We start from the raw sequence: 20,192 nt of genomic DNA on the forward strand, positions 1-20,192 counted from the left end.
TCGCTAAATCTCTGCACAGCCCTTGCGCCAAATGAAGTATCATTGATGGTGATACATTTGGTTGGCCCGTTCTATTCAGAGAATGCTATGGCGATCTTTTGTCGACGTCAACAGGCGGACCAGGATGATCAATATGTCGTTGTCCGGATTTGTGGGTTTGGTGTGGATTTGGTGGTTATGTGGTTTTTGCGATAGTTGAAAAATGTGAAACTTCCTCGCTGAAGTAGGACATGATTCGCTCCAATAAGTACTGCCCGGCTGGCAGTTTGGGATCATTGGAAAGAGTTGTCGACCGCGCTAAGGCATCTTGGCGTACTGCTTTCGGAGCACTTCAACTGTGCGACCTTCTGAGCGACGAAGCGTCCATCGGGAACTAAGGCCGGGCGGGGCCGTCTGTGGGCCGTGCGGAAGCGACCAACAATGACAAGTGGCGACCAGAGCCGATGCGCCGGGGGCGTAGTCATCACGAGCAATCGGGGAATGTCGTAGGTAGTGTGCTCTGGAGACCACACCCTGAAGAAGAAGATGTCGGCCTAGTTGATTCCGGCCTCTACCTGCGGTGTCGTCCGCCGGGTAGAGGCCGGAACCATGCCGGGGGCGGGCTGACACACCGTTGGCTACAGCGCATAATCGGGCCATCACTCTGGATGAGAGGCGGCCATGGACGCTCGTGGTGATCTTGACTTATACGAGACCGCGTACTTGTGCGGAGGGGCGCGGCGCGTCGCGATGGTGGCGCTGGTGGGGCTCTGCGAGGACGGGCGGGCCGAGGTTCAGCCGGGGATGCACCGGGTGATGATCCTGCGGCCCGAGTCCCGCGACGCGGTGGAGGCCGCCGTTCTCAGCTGTGTTCCCGAGGGGGGACGGCATCTCGGGTACGCGGTGGCGACGGTGGCGAGCTCGTTGGCCGTCGACGCGGTCGGTGACGCGCTGCGCGAGCGCGGGCTGGTGACGCGCCGCAAGGGCACGCCGTCCCTGCGCGGGCGCAAGGCGTTGCGTGCCCTGGACGGCGAGATCCGCGACGGCGGCTCCTTGCGGAATGTCGCCGTCGTCGGCATGACGGGCATCGGTGACGTGCGGCTGCGCAACAGCTTCGCCATCCAGGAGCGCGCCGACACCGGGACGAGACGGTCCCGCAGATGGCGTTCCCCGTCCGGGCCTCTCGACCACTCGATCGACTCCGGGATCGGCTACGGCGCGGCCTCCGCCGGGGGCTGGGACGGCGGCTCCGGTGACGGCGGCGGGGGCGGCGACGGCGGCTGACTCCGGCCACTTGGTGCCCGCAGGCCCTTGCCCGCCGGGGAAACGGAGGTCACGGCGTGGTCTCGTCCGGCTGGGAAAGCGCAAAGGCACCGTAAAGTTCTGCTGTCGAGTGCTTGACGTAAGACGCAAGGGACGCGGATGCCGGAGCTGGAGCCGCTGGGGCGGGGCGATCCCCAGCAGCTTGGCCCTTACAAACTCACCGGGCGCATCGGGGAGGGCGGTCAGGGGGTCGTCTATCTCGGCCGCGACGCCGCCGGGCAGCGGGTCGCGGTCAAGCTGCTGCATGTCAAGTTCACCGGGGACGTCACGGCCCGGTCGCGCTTCGCGCGTGAGCTGAAGGCGGCCGAGCGGGTCTCCTCGTTCTGCACGGCCAAGGTGGTGCACGCCGACCTGGACGGCGACATCCCCTACATCGCCAGCGAGTACATCGAGGGACGTTCCCTGCGTGAGGCCGTGGAGGCGGGCGGCCCGCTCACCGGGAGCGCCCTGGAGCGGCTGGCGGTCGGCATGGCGACCGCCCTCACCGCGATCCACCACGCCGGGATCGTGCACCGCGACTTCAAGCCCGACAACGTGCTGATGGCGGCGGACGGGCCCCGCGTGGTCGACTTCGGCATCGCGCGCATCCTCGACTCCACCGGCACGATCACCAGCAGGGCGGTGGGCACGCCCGCCTACATGGCCCCCGAGCAGATCTCCGGCGCCGAGGTCGGCCCGCCCGCCGACGTGTTCGCCTGGGGATCCACACTGGCGTTCGCCGCCACCGGCACCGTGCCGTTCGCCGGCAACTCCATCGCGGCGGTGCTCAACCGCGTGCTCAACGACGACGCCGACCTCAGTGGCCTGCCCGAGCCGCTGCGCGGCGTGGTGCGGGCCAGCCTGACCAAACAGCCCGCCGAGCGGCCGACCGCCGACGAGATTCTGCTGCGCCTGCTCGGCCGCGGCTCCCGGGCCGCCGCCGCGCCGACCGCGTTGCTCACCGAGGGCCTGGAGGTCGCGGCGCGGGTGACGGCCGCACCCCCGCCGCCGGGGACGGCCGTCGCGCCGGGGAACCGGCCGCGGCGGCGGCGCCGGTGGGCCGCCGTGGCGGCGGCCCTTCTGGTGCTGGCCACCGGCGGCGCCCTGGCGGCCTGGCAGTGGGGGCCGTACGGCGCCATGGGCACGCCGACCCCCACCCCGCCCGTCGTGACGACCACCCCGCCGAGCAGCCCGACGCCTACTTCGTTCGACTCGGTGGCGGACAAGGCGGCGGCCACCCGCAAGCTGACCATCGCGATGCGCGACCTGGTGCCCGGGATCGCGCTCAACAGCTCGGGGAACTGGCGGGGCTTCGAGGTGGACGTCGGCACCTACATCGCCAAGCAGCTCGGCGTCCCGGCGAACGGCGTCACCTTCCGCGCGTCCAGCAGGGACGAGCGCATCGGCCTGCTGGACTCCGGCAAGGCCGATCTCGTGATCGCCACCTACTCCATCAACGACGACCCGGTGACCTTCGCCGGGCCGTACTACACCGCGCACGTGGACGTGCTGGTCCGCGCGGGCGACCCCATCACGCGGCTGGCCGACCTGTCGGGCCGCAAGATGTGCTCGCCCGCCTCCAACGCCTCGGTCGGCATCGTGCAGGGCAAGGTGAAGGTGCAGCTGGTGCCCGCCTTCACCTACGCCGACTGCATGGCGCTGCTCCACCAGGGCGTGGTGGACGCCATCCCCGGCGACGACCTGCTGCTCGCCGGGTTCGCCCAGCGCGACAGCATCCGGTACAAGGTGCTCGGCGCCAAGCTGAGCGACGAGCGGTACGGCGTGGCGGTGAAGAAGGGCGACGTGCGCACCTGCCGTGCCATCCGCGGCGCCATCGCCCAGATGTACGAGGACGGCACGGTGGCGGCGCTGCTCAGGCGGCATTTCGACCGGGTGGAGTTCCGCCCGGAGCTGCGGATGCCGAACGGCGCCGCCTGCCGCTGACCCGCCGCTCCGGTGCCACACGCGATCTTTACCCCCGCGTGGGATTCGCCGGGAGCGGCTTCGCGTGTCGGGACGGGTGCCGGGGGACCCGTACAGCGTTCAATTGGTGTGAACGCATGGGGGTCGTACATCAATGGGTGTTTTCACGGCGGGCATCACCGCCGGTCTCGTCTTGTCCTTCGCCGCGGCCACGCCCGCGGCGGCCGTCGCGGCGCCGCCGCCTCCGTGGCGCACGGGAGGCGCCGACCTGTCGGTCCGCCTCAGCGTCGCCCCGCAGGTCGCCCAGCCCGGCCAGTGGCTGTCCTACCGGGTGCGGGTGCGCAACGCCGGGCCGGGCGACGCCGTGCTGCCCGTGCTGACGGTGCACCTGCCGGAGGAGGTGGACATCGTGCACGTCGACGTGGCCGCCTGCCACCCGGGGGCGGCGCGCAACGAGGTGGTGTGCCCGTCGTCCGCGGACATCCCGTCCGGCGGGTCCGGCGCGCTGACGGTGTTCGGCAAGGTCCGCGCGGGCACGCGGGGCCCGCTGCGCGCCGCCGCCCGCCTGACCTCGGAGGTGACGGACGGCGACGAGGGCGACAACCGCGCTGAGCTGGTCACCAGGGTCGCCCCGGCCCGGCTGGCCCACCACCCCGGGCCGGAGGTCAGGCGGAAGGGTGAGGCGGTGAGGTGCAGTCACTGCCGGGGGTGACGTGGGTGGACCGGGTGGTGGCGAAGACCGCGCCCGCCGCCGAGAGCATGGCGGCGAGCACGATCAGCCCGGCGCATGCGAGTTTCACCAAGAACGACGGGACGACTCCTGCTTTGAGCACGAGGGAGATCACACCACAGATGACGCAGAGAGATCCTGATTTCGCAGAACGTGACTTTGTTTCTTAACCCAGGCGTCACACCCGTCACGCGGTGACGGCCGCCCAGGCGTCGCCGATGATGGTGTACAGGTCGGTGCGCACCGGCTTCCAGCCCAGCTCGCGCTGGATGCGGTCCGAGGATGCCACCAGCACCGCCGGGTCGCCGGGGCGGCGCTCGCGGACGTTCGCCGGGATCGGGTGACCGGTGACCTCCCGGCACGCCGAGACCACCTCGTGCACCGAGAACCCCGTGCCGCTGCCCAGGTTGTAGATCTCGTGGGAGCCCGGCCGGCACGCGTCCAGGGCGAGCAGGTGGGCGTCGGCGAGGTCGGTGAGGTGGATGTAGTCCCGCACGCAGGTGCCGTCGGGCGTGGGGTAGTCGGTGCCGTACACGTCCACCGAGGGGCGCCGCCCGAGCGCGACCGCGAGGATGTTCGGGATCAGATGGGTCTCGACCGCGTGGCGCTCGCCGTACACCTGGCCGCCGGCGGCGGTGTGCGCGCCCGCGACGTTGAAGTAGCGCAGGCTGACCGCGCCGATGCCGTGCAGTCCCGCGTACGCGGTGAGCGCGGTGTCCACGGCGAGCTTGGAGGCGCCGTAGGGGTTGGTGGGCCGGGTGGGGGCGTCCTCCTGGATGGGGGTGCGCTCCGGCTCGCCGTAGGTGGCGGCGGTGGAGGAGAAGACGATGCGCGGCACGCCGGCCCGGCGCATGGCCTCCAGCAGCGCCAGTGTCCCCCCGAGGTTGGCCGACCAGTACAGGCCCGGGTCGGCCACCGACTCGCCGACCAGGGACTTGGCCGCGAAGTGGAGCACGCCGTCGAAGCCCTGCTCGAGCACCGGCCCGGCCTCGGTGATCGGGGCCTGGACGAACTCGGCCCCGGGCGGCACGGCGTCGGCGTGGCCGGTGGAGAGGTCGTCCAGGACGGTGACCTCGTGCCCGGTGTCCGCCAGGCGGGCCGCCACCGCGCTCCCGACATATCCGGCTCCTCCGGTGACCAGCAGTTTCACGCGCCCGCTCCTCGCCTGAGTCGTGTTCGAAAGTATTGGAATGTGTTGGTTCCTGTTCGAGCTGCCGACGCCCAGCTTACGCGGCTCCGTCCGGGGATGCGCCGTGGGACAACGGGTACTCTGTCGCAATCATCATGTGAACCGAATCATGAACGGACCTCGGATCCGTGCAGAGCCTCGCGGCGAACATCGCCCTCGTCCTCGCCTTCGTCCTGATCGGCGGCTTCTTCGCCGCCGCGGAGATGGCGCTGGTCTCCCTGCGCGAGAGCCAGATCCGCCGGCTCGCCGAGGAGAGCAGGCGGGGCGAACGCGTCGCCCGCCTGGCCCGTGACCCCAACCGCTTCCTGTCCGCCGTGCAGATCGGCGTCACCGTCGCCACCGCGGCCTCGGCGGCGGTCGGCGCCGACACCCTCGCCGGGCAGCTCGAACCCGTCCTCGCCGGCACATGGGTGCCGCGCGGCGCCGCGGGGCCGCTGGCGCTGCTGATCGTCACCCTGGCCATCTCGTACGTCACCCTGGTGCTCGGCGAGCTGGCGCCAAAGCGGCTGGCCCGGCAGCGCGCCGAGGGGCTCTCGCTGATGGTCGCGCCGTTCCTCGACTGGCTGGCCACCCTGTCGCGGCCGCTCATCTGGGTGCTGTCCAAGTCGACCGACGGCGTGGTGCGCCTGCTCGGCGGCAACCCCGAGGAGGACCGCGCCGCGGTGACCACCGAGGAGCTGCGCGACATGGTGGTCGGCCACGAGGAGCTGACCGCCGACGAGCGCGACCTCATCGACGAGGTCTTCGCGGCGGGCAAGCGGCACCTGCGGGAGGTCATGCTGCCGCGCACCGAGGTGGAGTTCATGGCCCTGGACACCCCGCTGGCCGAGGCGGCGATCCTGGCCGCCACCATGCCGCACTCCCGCTTCCCGGTGTACCGGGGGTCCTACGACGACATCGTGGGCTTCGTGCACGTGCGCGACCTGCTGGACCCGGTGCTCACCGGCCGCATGGAGCCGATCGGCGAGCTGGTCGCCATCAGGCCGCTCAAGCTGCTGCCCGCCTCCAAGCGGGTGCTCGCCACCCTCACCGAGATGCGCAACGACGGGCAGCACCTGGCCATCGTGGTGGACGAGTTCGGCGGCACCGCCGGGATCGTCACCATGGAGGACCTGGTGGAGCAGCTCACCGGGGACATCCGCGACGAGTACGACGCCGAGGGCCAGGCCGTGCGCATGGTGTCGGGCGAGATGGAGATCGAGGGGCTGGTCAACCTCGACGACTTCGCCGACGAGACCGGCATCCGGCTGGAGGACGGGCCGTACGAGACGCTCGGCGGCTACATGATGGCCCGGCTCGGCCACCTGCCCGAGGTGGGGGAGGAGGCGCGCGGGCCGGGGTACTCGCTGGTGGTGACCGAGCTGGACGGGCGGCGGGTCGCGCGGGTACGGGTGATCAGGACGACCCCCCTCAGCGAGGTAACCGAGTCGCCATCGGGTCCGGAGTCCTGACACAATTGTGTGCTATGGCCAGACCTCGTGTTCTCTCCGGCATCCAGCCCACCGGCGACTCGCTCCACCTGGGCAACTACCTGGGCGCCGTCCGCCAGTGGGTCGACATGCAGGAGACGCACGACGCGTTCTACTTCATCGCCGACCTCCACGCGATCACCGTGCACCCCGCGCCCGCCGAGCTGCGCCTGCGCACCCGCATGACCGCCGCCCAGCTGTTCGCGGCCGGTCTCGACCCCGAGCGCAGCACGCTCTTCGTGCAGAGCCACATCCGCGAGCACAGCGAGCTCGCGTGGATCCTCATGTGCAACACCGGCATGGGCGAGGCCGCCCGCATGACGCAGTTCAAGGACAAGTCGGCGCGGTACGGCGAGAGCTCGGCCGGGGTGGGCCTGTTCACCTACCCGGTGCTCCAGGCGGCCGACATCCTGATGTACCAGGCCCACCAGGTGCCGGTGGGCGCCGACCAGAAGCAGCACCTCGAGCTCACCCGCGACCTGGCCCAGCGGTTCAACAGCAGGTACGGCGAGACGTTCACCGTGCCGTCGGCGTTCACCCCCAAGGAGGTCGAGAAGATCACCGACCTCCAGGACCCCATGGCCAAGATGTCCAAGTCCTCCTCCAGCCCGCAGGGCCTGCTGGAGCTCCTCGAGGACCCCCGCGTCCTGACCAAGAAGGTCATGCGCGCGGTCACCGACACCGGCTCCGAGGTCGTCGCCGACCCCGAGAACAAACCCGGCGTGACCAACCTCCTGCGCATCCACTCGGCGATCACCGGCACGCCGGTGGCCGACCTGGAGGCCCGGTTCGCCGGTCAGGGCTACGGCTCGTTCAAGAAGGAGGTCGCCCAGGTGGTCGTGGACGCCTTCGCCCCCATCCGCGAGCGCACCGAGAAGCTCCTGGCCAACGAGACCGAGCTGGACCGCCTGCTCGCGGTCGGCGCCCGGCGCGCCGGCGAGGTCGCGGGCGAGACCATGCGCGCGGTCCGCGAGCGCGTCGGCTTCCTCCCCAAGAGCTGACCACCCGCGTCGACCCTCCCGCCGGGGCGGAGGTTTGCCGGGGCCCGCGGGTGGTAGGCACCGCCGCACCAGGCGTTTCTTTCGCCTGGCGGGTAGGGGGTCGGGATGGGAAGTCTGTGGGCCTCGGTGATGCGGCGGATCGAGGCCGTCAAGGCGTGGGGCCGGGGCAGGACCGAGTCGTACCGCGTGCGGTGGAGCTGGTTCGACCACCTGCTGCGCACCGTCCAGCGTTATCAGAGTCAGCGGGGTGACCGGCTGGCGGGTGCGGTGACCTACTTCGCCTTCCTGTCGTTCTTCCCGCTGCTCGCGCTCGCGTTCTCGTTGTTCGGCTACGTCATCACGGTGTGGGAGGACGCCAGGACCACGCTGATCGCGGCGCTCAACCAGCAGCTGCCCGGCCTGGCCGACTCGTTGCGGGTCGACCAGCTCGCCGACGCCCGGGTCGGCGCGGGACTGATCGGCCTGATCGGCCTGCTGTACGCCGGCCTCGGCGCCCTGGACGCGCTGCGCGAGGCGCTGCACGACATGACCATGTCCGGCGAGCCGCCGGTGAACGTGATCGTCGGCAGGCTGCGGGATCTGGTGGCCCTGCTGCTGGTCGGGGTGACCCTTATCCTCTCGGCGATGGCGGGCGGGTTCGCCGTCTCGGCCACCGGCACGGTGCTCGGGTGGCTCGGCATGCACGATTCGCTGCTGGCTACCGGGCTGGTCCGCGCCGCCGCCCTGCTGATCGGCCTCGGCGCGGACACGCTGGTGTTCCTGGTGATCCTCGGCTGGCTGGGCAAGCTCTGGGGGCCGTGGCGCACCGTGCTGAAGGGCGCGGTGGTCGGCGCGATCGGTTTCGAGGTGCTCAAGCAGCTCGCCGCGCTGCTGCTGTCCCACACGCTCAACAACCCCATCTACGGCACGTTCGCCGTCGTGGTCGGCCTGCTGGTGTGGATCAACCTGTCGGCCCGCTGGACGCTCTACGTGACGGCGTGGACGGCCACCGCGGGCGGCTCGCCGCCCCCCGAACCCACGCCGGTCCCCGTCAGCGCCCACGTGTGACGCACGCACGGCTCCGCGCCTCGCCGCCGTCGCCGGTGCCCGGCGCGTGCCGGGAAGGCGCGCCGCTCAGTCCCGCCGCGCGCGGCGCCGCCGCATGCCGTACCCCAGCCAGGCCAGGCCGCCGAGGGCGGCGACGGCCAGCACCGTCACGCCGGCGGGCCCGGTGACCGGGGAGCCGCCCGCGGCGTCCGCGGGCTTGGAGACGGCCGGGGCGGCCTTCGGCGGGGCGGCCGGAGGGGTCGGCGTGGGGGTCGGCGCCGGGCCGACCAGCGTGCCGACCGGGGTGGTCTTGCCGCGCGCTGCGAAGCCCCAGTCGAGCAGGTCCTGGACCTCCGGCCAGAACGAGCCCTCGTGCCGCATCACCGTGACGATGATCGTGTGCCCGTCCCGTTTCGCGGCGCCCACGAAGCTGCCGAGCGCCTTACTGGTCCAGCCGTTCTTCACGCCGATCATGCCCGGATAGCGGCCGAGCAGCCGGTTGTGGTTGGCGATCTGGTAGTGGTCGCCCTTGGGTGCCGGGAAGTTCGCCACCTTCGTCCCGACGTACTTGCGGAAGGCGGGGTCGGCGAGCCCGGCACGGCCGATCAGCGCCAGGTCGTACGCCGAGCTGCTCTGCCCGGGTTTGTCCAGGCCGTTGGGGGTCTTGGCGACGGTGTCCAGCGCCTGTAGCCGCTTGGCCTCGGTGTTCATGTCGGCGAGGGTCTTGGCCAGGCCGCCGTTGGCCTCGGCGAGCGCCACGGCGGCGTCGTTGCCCGACACCATCATCAGCGCCCGGAACAGGTCCTCCACCGTGTAGATCTTGTGCGGGGTGAGCCCGACGGCGCTGCCCTCGACGTTGCAGGCGTCCTGGCTCGGCTTGATCATCTTCTTCTTGTCCAGCTTGGGGATCAGCGTGAGGGCGGTCAGCGCCTTCAGCGTGCTGGCGGGCAGGAAGCGCCCGTGCGGGTTCTTGGCGGCCAGCACCTCGCCGGTGTCGGCGTCGGCCACCACGAAGGCCGACGCCTCGGTCTTGGGCAGGCGCTTGGCCGCCGGGTCCACCACGACGCCGCGCCCGGCGAGCAGCGTCCCGCCGATCGGCGCGTTGTCGTCGGCCGCCGCGGCGGCCGGGCCCGTGGCGGGCGTGACGAAGGTCAGGCTCCCCGCGACCGCGAGCGCGCTGATGAGTGACACGTGTTTCATCCCCATAGAGAACTCAGCGTAACTTTGTCGGTTTTCATCTGGGGCAAGACACGACAAAGATCGTGAATGTGCTGGTCGGTAACCTCGGCGGTAGCATGGAACGGGTGAGGATGACACGACGCGTCGCCGGGTTCCTCCTGGTGCTGGCCGCCTTCATGGTCTTCGAGTGGATCAACCTCGGCTTCAACCTCGCCGACGGCCACCCGACGGCCTTCTACGTGGTCCACGGCGTGCTCATCGCGGTCAACCTGATCCTCGCCGGCGTGCTCGGCGTCCTCGGCTGGCGTGCCTGGCGGTCCGCCGGGCGGCAGGCCGCATACGAGCCCCCGGTCGTGGGCAGAGACGGTAAACGACCGTTTTACGGTCCGCCGTGAAGTTGTGAGGCCCAATCTCCCCTTTAACGGTATGTGCGTTGATGGCGGAGACGGCATCACTGAGGGGGCCGTACGGGTTGGCCGATTTCGTGGTGGAGCGGAAACTCGGCCTTAGAGCATCGCGGTTGGAGGAGTGCTGTGGCGATCCAGTTCAACCCTTCACGCGGCCCCACATTGGGCGTCGAATGGGAGCTCCAACTAGTCGACACGCACACCCGCCGCCTCCGCCAGGACGCGAAAGCCGTTCTGGAGGCCGTTCCCGACCTCAGCGAGACACCCCGGCCCAAGGTGATGCACGAGCTGATGCAGTCCCAGCTCGAGGTCATCACCGACGTCAGCCACACCGTCGCCGAGGCCGTGGGGGACCTCAAGCGCACCATCGGCCGCCTGGAAGAGGCCGTGACGCCGCTCGGCATCGCGCTGGCCTGCACCGGCACCCACGCCATCAGCGACTGGCGGGAGGCGGTCTACGCGCCGGTCCAGCGGTACACCGAGCTGGTCGAAGAGATGCAGTGGCTGGCGTGGCGGATCCAAACATTTGGCGTACATGTCCACGTGGGGGTGCGGGAAAGGGATAAAGTCATCCCCATCGTCAACGCACTTGCGGCCTACCTGCCGCATTTCCTCGCGCTGACGGCCTCCAGCCCGTACTGGGGCGGCCAAGACACCGGGCTCGCCTCCAGCCGGGCCATCGTTTTCGGCGCTCTGCCCACGGCCGGGCCTCCACAGATGCTGGCGGATTGGGCGGGGTTCGAGGAGTACATGGACACCCTCAAGCGCGCGGGGACCATCAAGAGCATAAAAGAAGTGTGGTGGGATATCCGCCCACATCCGGACTTCGGCACGATTGAGATTCGCATGTTCGACGGCATACCGACCCCTCGGGAGGTCGGCATGGTGACGGCGTTGTCGCAGTGCCTGGTGCAGCAGTTCGACCAGCAGCTCGACCGCGGTTACCGGCTCCCGCACCCCGCGCCGTGGGTGGTACGGGACAACAAATGGCGCGCCACGCGGTACGGCCTGGACGCCGACGTCATCACCGACGACCACGGCTCGACCGCGCCGATGCGCGACATGCTGTACGAACTGTGCCGGGAGCTGGCCCCGATGGCCGAGCGACTCGGCTGCTCCGACGAGCTCGCCGTGGTGGGCGAGGTCGTCGAGCACGGCAACTCCTGCGAGCGGCAGCGCGCGATCATTACCGGAGGCGGCACTCTCGACGACGTCGTGGACGCGACGATCACCGAGCTGGTGGAGGACCGCTTTGTGACCACCGATCTGAGGACATCGAACGGGGCGATTGGACATGCAGGCACGTGATCTACGGGGACAACTGAGCGCGTTCCTGAGCGCGAACGACCGGGATCTCATCGAGTTCCGGCGCGACCTGCACGCCCACCCCGAGCTCGGCTTCGTGGAGCACCGCACCACCGAGCGCATCGCCACGCGCCTGCAGCAGGCCGGGCTCACCCCGGTCCCGCTGCCGCGCGGCACCGGCCTGATCTGCGACATCGGCAGCGGCGACGGCCCGACCGTGGCGCTGCGCGCCGACATCGACGCGCTGCCGCTGCTGGACGAGAAGGACGTGCCGTACCGCTCCACGGTCCCCGGCGTCTGCCACGCGTGCGGTCACGACGTGCACACCGCGATCATCCTCGGCACCGGCATGTTCCTCGCCGAGCAGGCCGCGGCCGGGCTGCTGCCCGGCCGGGTCCGGCTGATCTTCCAGCCCGCCGAGGAGGTCGTGCCGGGGGGCGCGCTCAAGGTGCTTGAGGCGGGCGGCATCAGCGGGGTGGACCGCATCTTCGGCCTCCACTGCGACCCCCGCATCGACGTGGGCCAGGTGGGGCTGCGGGTCGGGCCCATCACCGGGGCCTGCGACAAGGTCAGCGTCCGGCTGGGCGGCCCCGGCGGGCACACCGCCCGCCCCCACCTCACCGCCGACCTCGTCTTCGCGCTCGCCAAGATCGTCACCGAGCTGCCGGCCGCGCTGAGCCGCCGGGTCGACCCGCGCCACTCGTTGTCGCTGGTGTGGGGCCGGGTCCAGGCCGGGTCGGTCGCCAACGCGATCCCCGACGACGGCCTGGCCGAGGGCACGATCCGCACCCTGGACGAGCAGGCGTGGCACGAGGCGCCCGACCTGTTCAAGTCCCTGCTGGACGCCGTCGCCGTCGCCTACGGCGTGGAGGCCGAGATGAACTACATCCGCGGCGTGCCTCCCACCATCAACGAGGAGACCAGCGTCCAGATGCTCAGCGACGCCGCGGGCGAGGTGCTCGGCCCGAACTCCGTGGTGCCGACCCCGCAGTCCCTCGGCGGCGAGGACTTCGGCTGGTACCTCGAGTCGGTGCCCGGCGCGTACGCCCGGCTCGGCGTGCGCACCCCCGGGGACACCGGGCGCTTCGACATCCACCAGGGCACCTTCGACGTGGACGAACGCTGCGTCGGCGCCGGTGTGAGTGTGATGTCCGCCACGGCGCTGACCGCGCTGTGGGAGGGCCGTCGCACCTCCGCCGACCCGGCCGCGGTCGAGCCCATCACCGCCTGAGGGACGCCGGGCCGGCCACGGCCGGTCCGGCGATTCCGGCGGGACGGGCGTTGGCACGCTCCCGCCACGGGCTCCGGCGGCATGCCGCGACGAGCGGCCCCGCCCGTCCGCCGGTGCGGTTTCCCAGGTCACAGGGCGGCCTGAGCTGCATAACGGACCTATTTCGGACCCGGGCGCCGGTTTGGCCAACCCTGGCCAAACAACTATCTTCCGTGCAGGGTTGCCGTGCGTTACGTCGCGCGTGCACACAAGTTGGACGGCGAATGCACGGAAGGAGTCACCTTGCTTCGCATCAACGCAAGCAAGCTGGCCGCCACGACCGCGGTCGGTGCCATGCTCATGGCACTGGCGGCGTGTGGAGGCGGCGGTAGCACCGGTCAGGACGCGGCGTCACCCGAGGCGTCCGCGGCCTCCTCGGCTCCGGCGGGTCCCAAGGTCGGCCTCGCGTACGACATCGGCGGGCGCGGTGACCAGTCGTTCAACGACGCCGCGGCGGCCGGTCTGGACAAGGCCAATACCGAACTGAAGCTCGGCGAGATCAAGGAACTGGAGGCCGGCGCCGGCGAGACCGGTGCCCAGAAGGAGCAGCGCCTCCGCCTGCTGGCGCAGAGCGGCTTCAACCCGGTCATCGCGGTCGGCTTCGCGTACTCCGAGGCGATCAAGAAGGTCGCGACCGAGTTCCCCGACACCAAGTTCGCGATCATCGACGACGCGGCCGAGGGCCCGAACATCTCCAACCTCCTGTTCGCCGAGAACGAGGGCTCCTTCCTGGTGGGCGCCGCGGCGGCCCTGAAGAGCAAGAAGGACCACATCGGCTTCGTCGGCGGCGTGCAGGTCCCGCTGATCAAGAAGTTCGAGGTCGGCTACACCAAGGGCGCCCAGGCCGTGAAGCCCGACATCAAGATCGACGTCAAGTACCTCACCCAGCCCCCGGACTTCGGCGGCTTCAACGACCCGGCCAAGGGCAAGACGGCGGCCGAGGGCATGTTCGACTCCGGCGCCGACGTGGTCTACCAGGCGGCGGGCGGCTCCGGCGGCGGCGTGTTCGAGGCGGCCAAGGCGGCGGGCGCCATGGCCATCGGCGTCGACTCCGACCAGGCCCTCACCGCGGACGAGGCCGTCCGGGGCGTCATCATGACCTCCATGCTCAAGAAGGTCGACGTCGCGGTGTTCGACTTCCTCAAGAGCTACACCGACAACACCGTCAAGGCCGGTCAGACGATCTACGACCTCAAGGCGGGCGGCGTCGACTTCTCCACCACCGGTGGCCAGGTCGACGACATCAAGAACAAGCTCGACGAGTACAAGCAGGACATCGTCTCCGGCAAGATCACCGTTCCCGCCGAATAGTTCCGTTCGCCGGGCAGATGACCGGCGGATGCCGTAAGTAATGTTCAGGGGCCCGGAGGCGTGCCACCGGGCCCCTTGGACTACTCTCAGGTTTCCGCCCACACCCCCACGCGGCCCGTCCCCGCGCCCGCCCCTGGCCGCCCGCCGCGCGGCCTCCGGAGCCGGGCGCGTCGCCGCGTCCAGCACAAGCCGCTCAGTCCGCCACCGAGGCCGTCCGCACGCAAGGAGGCCGCCATCAGCACTCCGACACCCCCGGATCCCGCCGAAGACCCGCCCGCTGTCGAGCTGGAGGGCATCACCAAGCGGTTCCCCGGCGTCGTCGCCAACCGTGACATCCGCCTGAGCGTGCGGCGTGGCCACGTGCACGCCATCGTGGGTGAGAACGGCGCGGGCAAATCGACGCTCATGAAGATCTTGTACGGCATGCAGCACCCCGACGAGGGGGTGATCCGGGTCGGCGGCAAGCCGGTGACCTTCCGCTCGCCGGCCGATGCCATCGCCGCCGGGATCGGCATGGTCCACCAGCACTTCATGCTCGCCGACAACCTCACCGTTCTCGAGAACATCATCCTTGGCAGCGAGCCGCGCAGGGGCGCCGGCATCGACTTCGGCGCGGCCCGCAAAAAAATCAAGGAGATCTCGGACGCCTACGGCCTCGGCGTGTCCCCCGACACGCTGGTGGAGGACATCGGCGTCGGCGCCCGGCAGCGCGTAGAGATCCTCAAGGTGCTCTACCGCGGCGCGCGCATCCTCATCCTGGACGAGCCCACCGCCGTGCTGGTGCCCCAGGAGGTCGACGAGCTGTTCGACAACCTGCGCGGCCTGGTGCGCGAGGGCCTCACCATCATCTTCATCTCCCACAAGCTCGACGAGGTGCTGTCGGTCGCCGACGCCATCACGGTCATCCGGCGCGGCACCACCGTGGCGAGCGTCCTGCCGAAGGACGTCACCGCCCGGCGGCTCGCCGAGCTGATGGTCGGCAGCGAGCTGCCGAGCCCGGAGACCCGCGAGTCCACCGTCACCGACGTGGTGGCGCTGTCGGTGCGCGGCCTGACGGTGCGCGGCGGCGACGGGCGGCCGGTCGTGCGCGACGTGTCGTTCGACATCCACAAGGGCGAGGTGCTCGGCATCGCGGGCGTCGAGGGCAACGGGCAGGCCGAGCTGGTCGAGGCCATCATGGGCATGCGCCCCGCCGAGGGCGTCATCACGCTCGACGGCACCGACATGTCCCACTGGCCCACCCTGCGCAGGCGCGAGGGCGGCATCGGGTACATCCCCGAGGACCGCCAGCGGCACGGCCTGCTGCTGAACTCCCCGCTGTGGGAGAACCGCATCCTCGGCCACCAGACCCGCAGGCCCAACGTACGCGGCCCGTGGATCGACCGCGCCGGGGCCAGGGCCGACACCCAGCGCATCGTCGACGCCTACGACGTGCGCACCCCCGGCATCGACGTGGACGCGGCGGCGCTGTCCGGCGGCAACCAGCAGAAGCTCATCGTCGGCCGGGAGATGAGCGGCGACCCGGTGGTGCTCATCGCCTCCCACCCCACCCGCGGCGTCGACGTGGGCGCGCAGGCGGCCATCTGGGACCACCTGAGGGCCGCCCGCGCGGCGGGCCTCGCGGTGCTGCTGATCTCGGCGGACCTGGACGAGCTCATCGGCCTGTCGGACTCGCTGAAGGTCCTGCTGCGCGGCCAGGTGGTCGCGGACGTGGACCCCGCGGGCGTGACACCCGAGCTGCTCGGCTCGGCCATGACCGGCGCGGGCGGCCCGGACGCCGCTCCCGCCACCGGCACGCCGGACCCCGCCGCGGACGGCGGCGAGACTCCGGACGCCGCGGCGACCGCGCAGGCGACCTCGGACTCCGAGGCGGCCCCGGACGACCAGGCCGTCGCCGCGGGCGGACGCGGGGACGACCCGGACGATCCACCATCGGCAGGACGGGCCGGCCCCACCCCGGCCGGGGAGGGTAAATGAGTTCCTCGTTCACCGACCGGCTGCTCGGGCGGGTACGGCTCGGCGGGCTGCTGGCCCTGGCCGCGCCGGTGCTGGCCATCTTGTTCGCCGCCCTGGTGACCTCGGCCATCCTGGTGGTCACCGGCAACCCGCCGCTGCACACCCTGGCGCTCCTGCTCGACTACGGCTCCCAGCCCCGCACCGTCGTGAACATCGTCAACCTGGCGACCACGTACTACATCTCCGCCCTGGCCGTGGCGATCGGGTTCCGGATGAACCTCTTCAACATCGGCGTCGACGGCCAGTACCGCCTGGCCGCGCTGCTCGCGGCGGCCGTCGGCGGCGCGCTGGTGCTGCCCCCGGTGCTGCACGTCCTCGTCACCGTCCTGGTGGCGGTGGCCGTCGGCGGCCTGTGGGCGTCCATCGCGGGCATCCTCAAGGTCACCCGGGGCGTCAGCGAGGTCATCTCCACGATCATGCTGAACGCCATCGCGACCGGCTTCGGCGCCTGGCTGCTCACCACCGACCGCCTGGCCGTCGCCGTCTCCGGCAGCAACAACATCGGCACCAAGCCGATCCCGGCGTCCGGCCAGTTCCCCGGGTTCGCGCTGGTCCCCGGCACCCAGGCCAAGGTCTTCGGCTTCATCGTGGTGGCCGCCCTGCTGGGCATCGCCTACCACGTGCTGTTCAACTGGACGAGGTTCGGCTTCGACCTGCGGGCCACCGGCGCCTCGGAGTCGGCGGCCGTGGCGAGCGGCGTCAACGTCAAGCGGATGGTCCTGCTGACGATGGTCATCTCGGGTGCCGTGGCCGGTCTGGTCGGCATGCCGCAGCTGCTCGGCGCGTCCTACTCCTACAGCCTGGACTTCCCGACCGGCCTCGGCTTCACCGGCATCGCGATCGCCCTGCTCGGCCGCAACAACCCCTTCGGCATCGCGATCGGCGCGCTGCTGTGGAGCTACCTGGACAACTCCTCGGACATCCTCGACCTCGAAGGCATCCCCAAGGAGACCGTGATCATCATGCAGGGCACCATCGTGCTCTCGGTCATCATCGCCTACGAGCTGGTCCACAGGTACCGCATGTCGGCCGAGCAGCGCCGGGTGAGCCGCCAGCTGTCGGCGGGCACGGGCGCCCCCGCGGAAGGAGCCGTCGCGTGACCGCCGTCTCGGAGATCACCGCCGCGCCCCCCGCGGCGCCGCCCGCCCGGCGGTTCCGGCTGAGCTGGCAGGTCGCCCTGCTCGGGGTGCTCGGCCTGCTGATCATGATGTCGGTGGCCCGCGTGGTCACCGGCGCCAACGACATCACCTCCGCGGGCACCGTCGGCGCCGCGCTCGGCCTCGCCGTGCCCATCGGCCTCGCCGCCCTCGGCGGCCTGTGGTCCGAGCGGGCCGGCGTGGTCAACATCGGCCTCGAGGGCATGATGATCCTCGGCACGTGGTGCGGCGCCTGGGGCGGCCTGGTCTTCGGCAACCCGTGGGCCGGGGTGATCGCGGGAGCGATCGGCGGGGCGCTCGGCGGCCTGCTGCACGCCGTGGTCACCGTCACCTTCGGCGTCGACCACATCATCTCCGGCGTCGCCATCAACATCCTCGGCCTCGGCGCCACGCAGTACCTCTCCAAGCTGGTGTTCACCGGCATGCAGGGCGGCGGCGAGACCCAGTCGCCGCGCATCCCGCCGATCGGCAGCGTCAGCGTGCCGGGCATCGGGGACGGCCTGCAGAGCGTCGAACGGGCCCACTTGTTCCTGGTGTCCGATCTGGCGGGCGTGCTGCGGGGCATCACCCAGAACGTGTCCCTGTTCACCCTGCTCGCGCTCGTGCTGGTGCCGGTCAGCTTCTACGTGCTGTGGCGCACGCCCTTCGGGCTGCGGCTGCGCTCGTGCGGCGAGCGGCCGGTGGCGGCCGAGTCGCTGGGCGTCAACGTCTACTACTACAAGTACGTCGCGGTGCTGATGTCCGGCGCGCTCGCCGGGCTCGGCGGGGCGTTCCTGTCCATCGTGGCCTCCGGCATCTACCGCGAGGGCCAGACCGGCGGCCGCGGCTTCATCGGTCTCGCCGCCATGATCTTCGGCAACTGGCGGCCCGGCGGGCTGGCCGGCGGGGCGCTGCTGTTCGGCTACACCGACGCCCTCCAGCTGCGCCAGGGCGGCACCTCGGTGCACGCGCTGTTGCTGGTGGTCGCGATGCTGCTCGCCGCGTTCGCCGTCTACCAGCTGGTCAAGCAGCGGCGGGGCCGCGCGGCCCTGATCAGCGGCGTGTTCGCGGTCGCGGTGTTCGCCGTGTTCTCGGTGACCGACACCGTGGCCGAGCAGTTCACGTCGTTCACCCCGCACCTGACCACGCTGCTGGTGTTGTCGCTGGCCTCGCAGAGCCTGCGCATGCCCGCCGCGGACGGTCTGCCGTACCGGAAGGGACAGGCCAAGTGACCGTCGACTGGGACGCGCTGCGCGACCTCGCCGCCCAGGCGATGGGGCACGCGTACGCCCCGTACTCCAAGTTCCCGGTCGGCGCCGCCGCCCTGGTGGAGGACGGGCGCGTCGTCACCGGGTGCAATGTCGAGAACGCCTCATACGGCCTGTCGCTGTGCGCCGAGTGCGGCCTCGTGTCGGCGCTGCACGCCTCGGGCGGCGGGCGGCTGGTGGCGTTCACCTGCGTGGACGGCCACGGCGACCTGCTGATGCCGTGCGGGCGCTGCCGTCAGCTGCTGTACGAGCACGGCGGGCCCGACCTGCTCGTGGAGACGCCCGAGGGGCCGTGGCGGATGGCGGACCTCCTGCCGTTCGCCTTCGGCCCGGACGACCTGTCCCGCGGCGCCTGAACACCTCTCATCCCAGACCCGGAGCCTGAACACCTTATGGACGCGATCGACGTCATCACCACCAAGCGGGATCGCCACGAGCTGTCCGCCGAGCAGATCTCGTGGGTGGTGGACGCCTACACCCGGGGAGTGATCGCCGACGAGCAGATGGCGTCGCTCGCCATGGCGATCCTGCTCAACGGGATGAGCCGCCGCGAGATCGGCCAGTGGACCGAGGCGATGATCAGGTCCGGGTCGCGGATGGACTGGTCCGGGCTGGACCGGCCGACCACCGACAAGCACTCCACCGGAGGCGTCGGCGACAAGATCACCCTGCCGCTGGCGCCCCTGGTGGCGGCGTGCGGGGCGTACGTGCCGCAGCTGTCCGGGCGCGGGCTCGGGCACACCGGCGGCACGCTGGACAAGCTGGAGTCCATCCCCGGCTGGCGGGCGTCGCTGTCCAACGACGAGATGCTGGACGTGCTGCGGTCGGCCGGCGCGGTGGTCTGCGCGGCCGGGGACGGCCTCGCGCCCGCGGACAAGAAGCTGTACGCGCTGCGCGACGTGACCGGCACCGTGGAGTCGATCCCGCTGATCGCCTCGTCCATCATGTCCAAGAAGATCGCCGAGGGCACCGGGGCGCTGGTGCTGGACGTGAAGGTCGGCTCCGGGGCCTTCATGAAGAACGTGGACGACGCCCGCGAGCTGGCCCGCACGATGGTGGACCTCGGCACCGACCACGGCGTCACCACGGTCGCCCTGCTCACCGCCATGGACCGCCCCCTCGGCCTCGCCGTGGGCCACGCCCTGGAGGTCGAGGAGTCCGTGGAGGTCCTGTCCGGCGGCGGCCCGTCCGACATCGTGGAGCTGACCGTGCGCCTGGCCAGGGAGATGCTGGCCGCCGCCGGCGTCACCGGCAAGGACCCCGCCGACGCCCTGAAGGACGGCTCGGCGATGGACGCCTGGCGCCGCATGATCTCCGCCCAGGGCGGCGACCCGGACGCCCCGCTGCCGCAGGCCCCGGAGTCCGCTCAGGTCACGGCGCCAGCCTCGGGTGTGCTGTCCCGCCTGGACGCGTACAAGGTGGGGGTGGCCGCGTGGCGCCTCGGCGCGGGCCGGGCCCGCAAGGAGGACTCGGTCTCCGCCTCGGCCGGCATCACGCTGCACGCCAAGCCCGGCGACCGCGTCGAGCAGGGGCAGCCGCTGCTGACCCTGCACACCGAGGACCCGGGTAAGTTCGCCCGCGCACTGGAGACGCTGGAGGGCGCGTACGAGGTGGGCGACGCCGCCGACCCGTCCCTGCTTCCCCTGATCGTCGACCGCATCACGGCCTGACGTCGGGGCGG

General features: G+C 71.0%; 17 protein-coding genes. 15 read left to right on the top strand and 2 right to left on the bottom strand.

Annotated features, from left to right (window positions below):
• The first annotated feature begins 660 nt into the window (after positions 1 to 660).
• The 3 genes from ACFP1K_RS06210 to ACFP1K_RS06220 all read left to right on the top strand — a co-directional run bounded on the left by ACFP1K_RS06210 (position 661) and on the right by ACFP1K_RS06220 (position 3,916).
• On the top strand, positions 661 to 1,263 hold the full coding sequence (locus tag ACFP1K_RS06210) for a TIGR04222 domain-containing membrane protein (protein WP_380747842.1): 603 nt from the start codon (positions 661 to 663) through the stop codon (positions 1,261 to 1,263).
• A 138-nt stretch (positions 1,264 to 1,401) separates the two neighbouring features.
• On the top strand, positions 1,402 to 3,225 hold the full coding sequence (locus ACFP1K_RS06215) for a bifunctional serine/threonine-protein kinase/glutamate ABC transporter substrate-binding protein (protein ID WP_380747844.1): 1,824 nt from the start codon (positions 1,402 to 1,404) through the stop codon (positions 3,223 to 3,225).
• Between the two features lie 133 nt (positions 3,226 to 3,358).
• Entirely contained in the window at positions 3,359 to 3,916 is a 558-nt protein-coding gene (locus tag ACFP1K_RS06220) for a hypothetical protein (RefSeq protein WP_380747846.1), read from the top strand.
• 205 nt (positions 3,917 to 4,121) lie between these two features.
• Here the strand turns inward: ACFP1K_RS06220 and galE are convergent, their stop codons facing one another.
• On the bottom strand, positions 4,122 to 5,084 hold the full coding sequence (gene galE, locus ACFP1K_RS06225) for a UDP-glucose 4-epimerase GalE (RefSeq protein ID WP_380747848.1): 963 nt from the start codon (positions 5,082 to 5,084) through the stop codon (positions 4,122 to 4,124).
• Between the two features lie 167 nt (positions 5,085 to 5,251).
• Between galE and ACFP1K_RS06230 the strand changes: the two genes are divergently transcribed.
• From ACFP1K_RS06230 to ACFP1K_RS06240, 3 genes are all read left to right on the top strand, one after another.
• The gene (locus ACFP1K_RS06230; RefSeq protein ID WP_380747850.1) at positions 5,252 to 6,574 is read left to right on the top strand and encodes a hemolysin family protein; all 1,323 of its coding nucleotides are present in this window, start codon (positions 5,252 to 5,254) and stop codon (positions 6,572 to 6,574) included.
• Between the two features lie 14 nt (positions 6,575 to 6,588).
• Complete coding sequence (trpS, locus tag ACFP1K_RS06235) at positions 6,589 to 7,593, top strand: tryptophan--tRNA ligase (RefSeq protein ID WP_380747852.1); 1,005 nt, start codon at positions 6,589 to 6,591, stop codon at positions 7,591 to 7,593.
• 105 nt (positions 7,594 to 7,698) lie between these two features.
• The gene (locus ACFP1K_RS06240) at positions 7,699 to 8,640 is read left to right on the top strand and encodes a YihY/virulence factor BrkB family protein (RefSeq protein ID WP_380747854.1); all 942 of its coding nucleotides are present in this window, start codon (positions 7,699 to 7,701) and stop codon (positions 8,638 to 8,640) included.
• A gap of 66 nt (positions 8,641 to 8,706) precedes the next feature.
• Here ACFP1K_RS06240 and ACFP1K_RS06245 read toward each other — a convergent pair whose 3' ends face one another.
• Complete coding sequence (locus ACFP1K_RS06245; protein ID WP_380747856.1) at positions 8,707 to 9,819, bottom strand: D-alanyl-D-alanine carboxypeptidase family protein; 1,113 nt, start codon at positions 9,817 to 9,819, stop codon at positions 8,707 to 8,709.
• A 110-nt stretch (positions 9,820 to 9,929) separates the two neighbouring features.
• Between ACFP1K_RS06245 and ACFP1K_RS06250 the strand changes: the two genes are divergently transcribed.
• The 9 genes from ACFP1K_RS06250 (at position 9,930) to ACFP1K_RS06290 (ending at position 20,181) form a co-directional block, all read left to right on the top strand.
• On the top strand, positions 9,930 to 10,193 hold the full coding sequence (locus ACFP1K_RS06250; RefSeq protein WP_380747858.1) for an SCO4848 family membrane protein: 264 nt from the start codon (positions 9,930 to 9,932) through the stop codon (positions 10,191 to 10,193).
• A gap of 138 nt (positions 10,194 to 10,331) precedes the next feature.
• Entirely contained in the window at positions 10,332 to 11,513 is a 1,182-nt protein-coding gene (locus ACFP1K_RS06255) for a glutamate--cysteine ligase (RefSeq protein WP_380747860.1), read from the top strand.
• The gene (locus ACFP1K_RS06260) at positions 11,500 to 12,741 is read left to right on the top strand and encodes an amidohydrolase (RefSeq protein ID WP_380747862.1); all 1,242 of its coding nucleotides are present in this window, start codon (positions 11,500 to 11,502) and stop codon (positions 12,739 to 12,741) included. The genes ACFP1K_RS06255 and ACFP1K_RS06260 overlap by 14 nt, the downstream gene beginning before the upstream one ends.
• Positions 12,742 to 13,023: 282 nt before the next feature.
• On the top strand, positions 13,024 to 14,091 hold the full coding sequence (locus ACFP1K_RS06265; RefSeq protein ID WP_380747864.1) for a BMP family lipoprotein: 1,068 nt from the start codon (positions 13,024 to 13,026) through the stop codon (positions 14,089 to 14,091).
• 234 nt (positions 14,092 to 14,325) lie between these two features.
• Positions 14,326 to 16,068, top strand: coding sequence for an ABC transporter ATP-binding protein (locus tag ACFP1K_RS06270; protein WP_380748105.1), 1,743 nt, complete (start codon positions 14,326 to 14,328; stop codon positions 16,066 to 16,068).
• Positions 16,065 to 17,207 (top strand): ABC transporter permease, encoded by a 1,143-nt coding sequence (locus tag ACFP1K_RS06275; protein WP_380747866.1) that lies wholly within the window; start codon positions 16,065 to 16,067, stop codon positions 17,205 to 17,207. Before ACFP1K_RS06270 ends, ACFP1K_RS06275 begins: the two co-directional genes overlap by 4 nt.
• The gene (locus tag ACFP1K_RS06280; RefSeq protein WP_380747868.1) at positions 17,204 to 18,475 is read left to right on the top strand and encodes an ABC transporter permease; all 1,272 of its coding nucleotides are present in this window, start codon (positions 17,204 to 17,206) and stop codon (positions 18,473 to 18,475) included. Before ACFP1K_RS06275 ends, ACFP1K_RS06280 begins: the two co-directional genes overlap by 4 nt.
• On the top strand, positions 18,472 to 18,867 hold the full coding sequence (locus ACFP1K_RS06285; RefSeq protein WP_380747870.1) for a cytidine deaminase: 396 nt from the start codon (positions 18,472 to 18,474) through the stop codon (positions 18,865 to 18,867). The genes ACFP1K_RS06280 and ACFP1K_RS06285 overlap by 4 nt, the downstream gene beginning before the upstream one ends.
• A 36-nt stretch (positions 18,868 to 18,903) precedes the next feature.
• Positions 18,904 to 20,181 (top strand): thymidine phosphorylase, encoded by a 1,278-nt coding sequence (locus ACFP1K_RS06290; protein ID WP_380747872.1) that lies wholly within the window; start codon positions 18,904 to 18,906, stop codon positions 20,179 to 20,181.
• The last annotated feature ends 11 nt before the right edge of the window (positions 20,182 to 20,192 follow it).

Origin of the sequence: Sphaerisporangium aureirubrum, from assembly GCF_042658925.1 — a bacterium.
Taxonomy (GTDB): Bacteria; Actinomycetota; Actinomycetes; order Streptosporangiales; family Streptosporangiaceae; genus Sphaerisporangium; species Sphaerisporangium aureirubrum.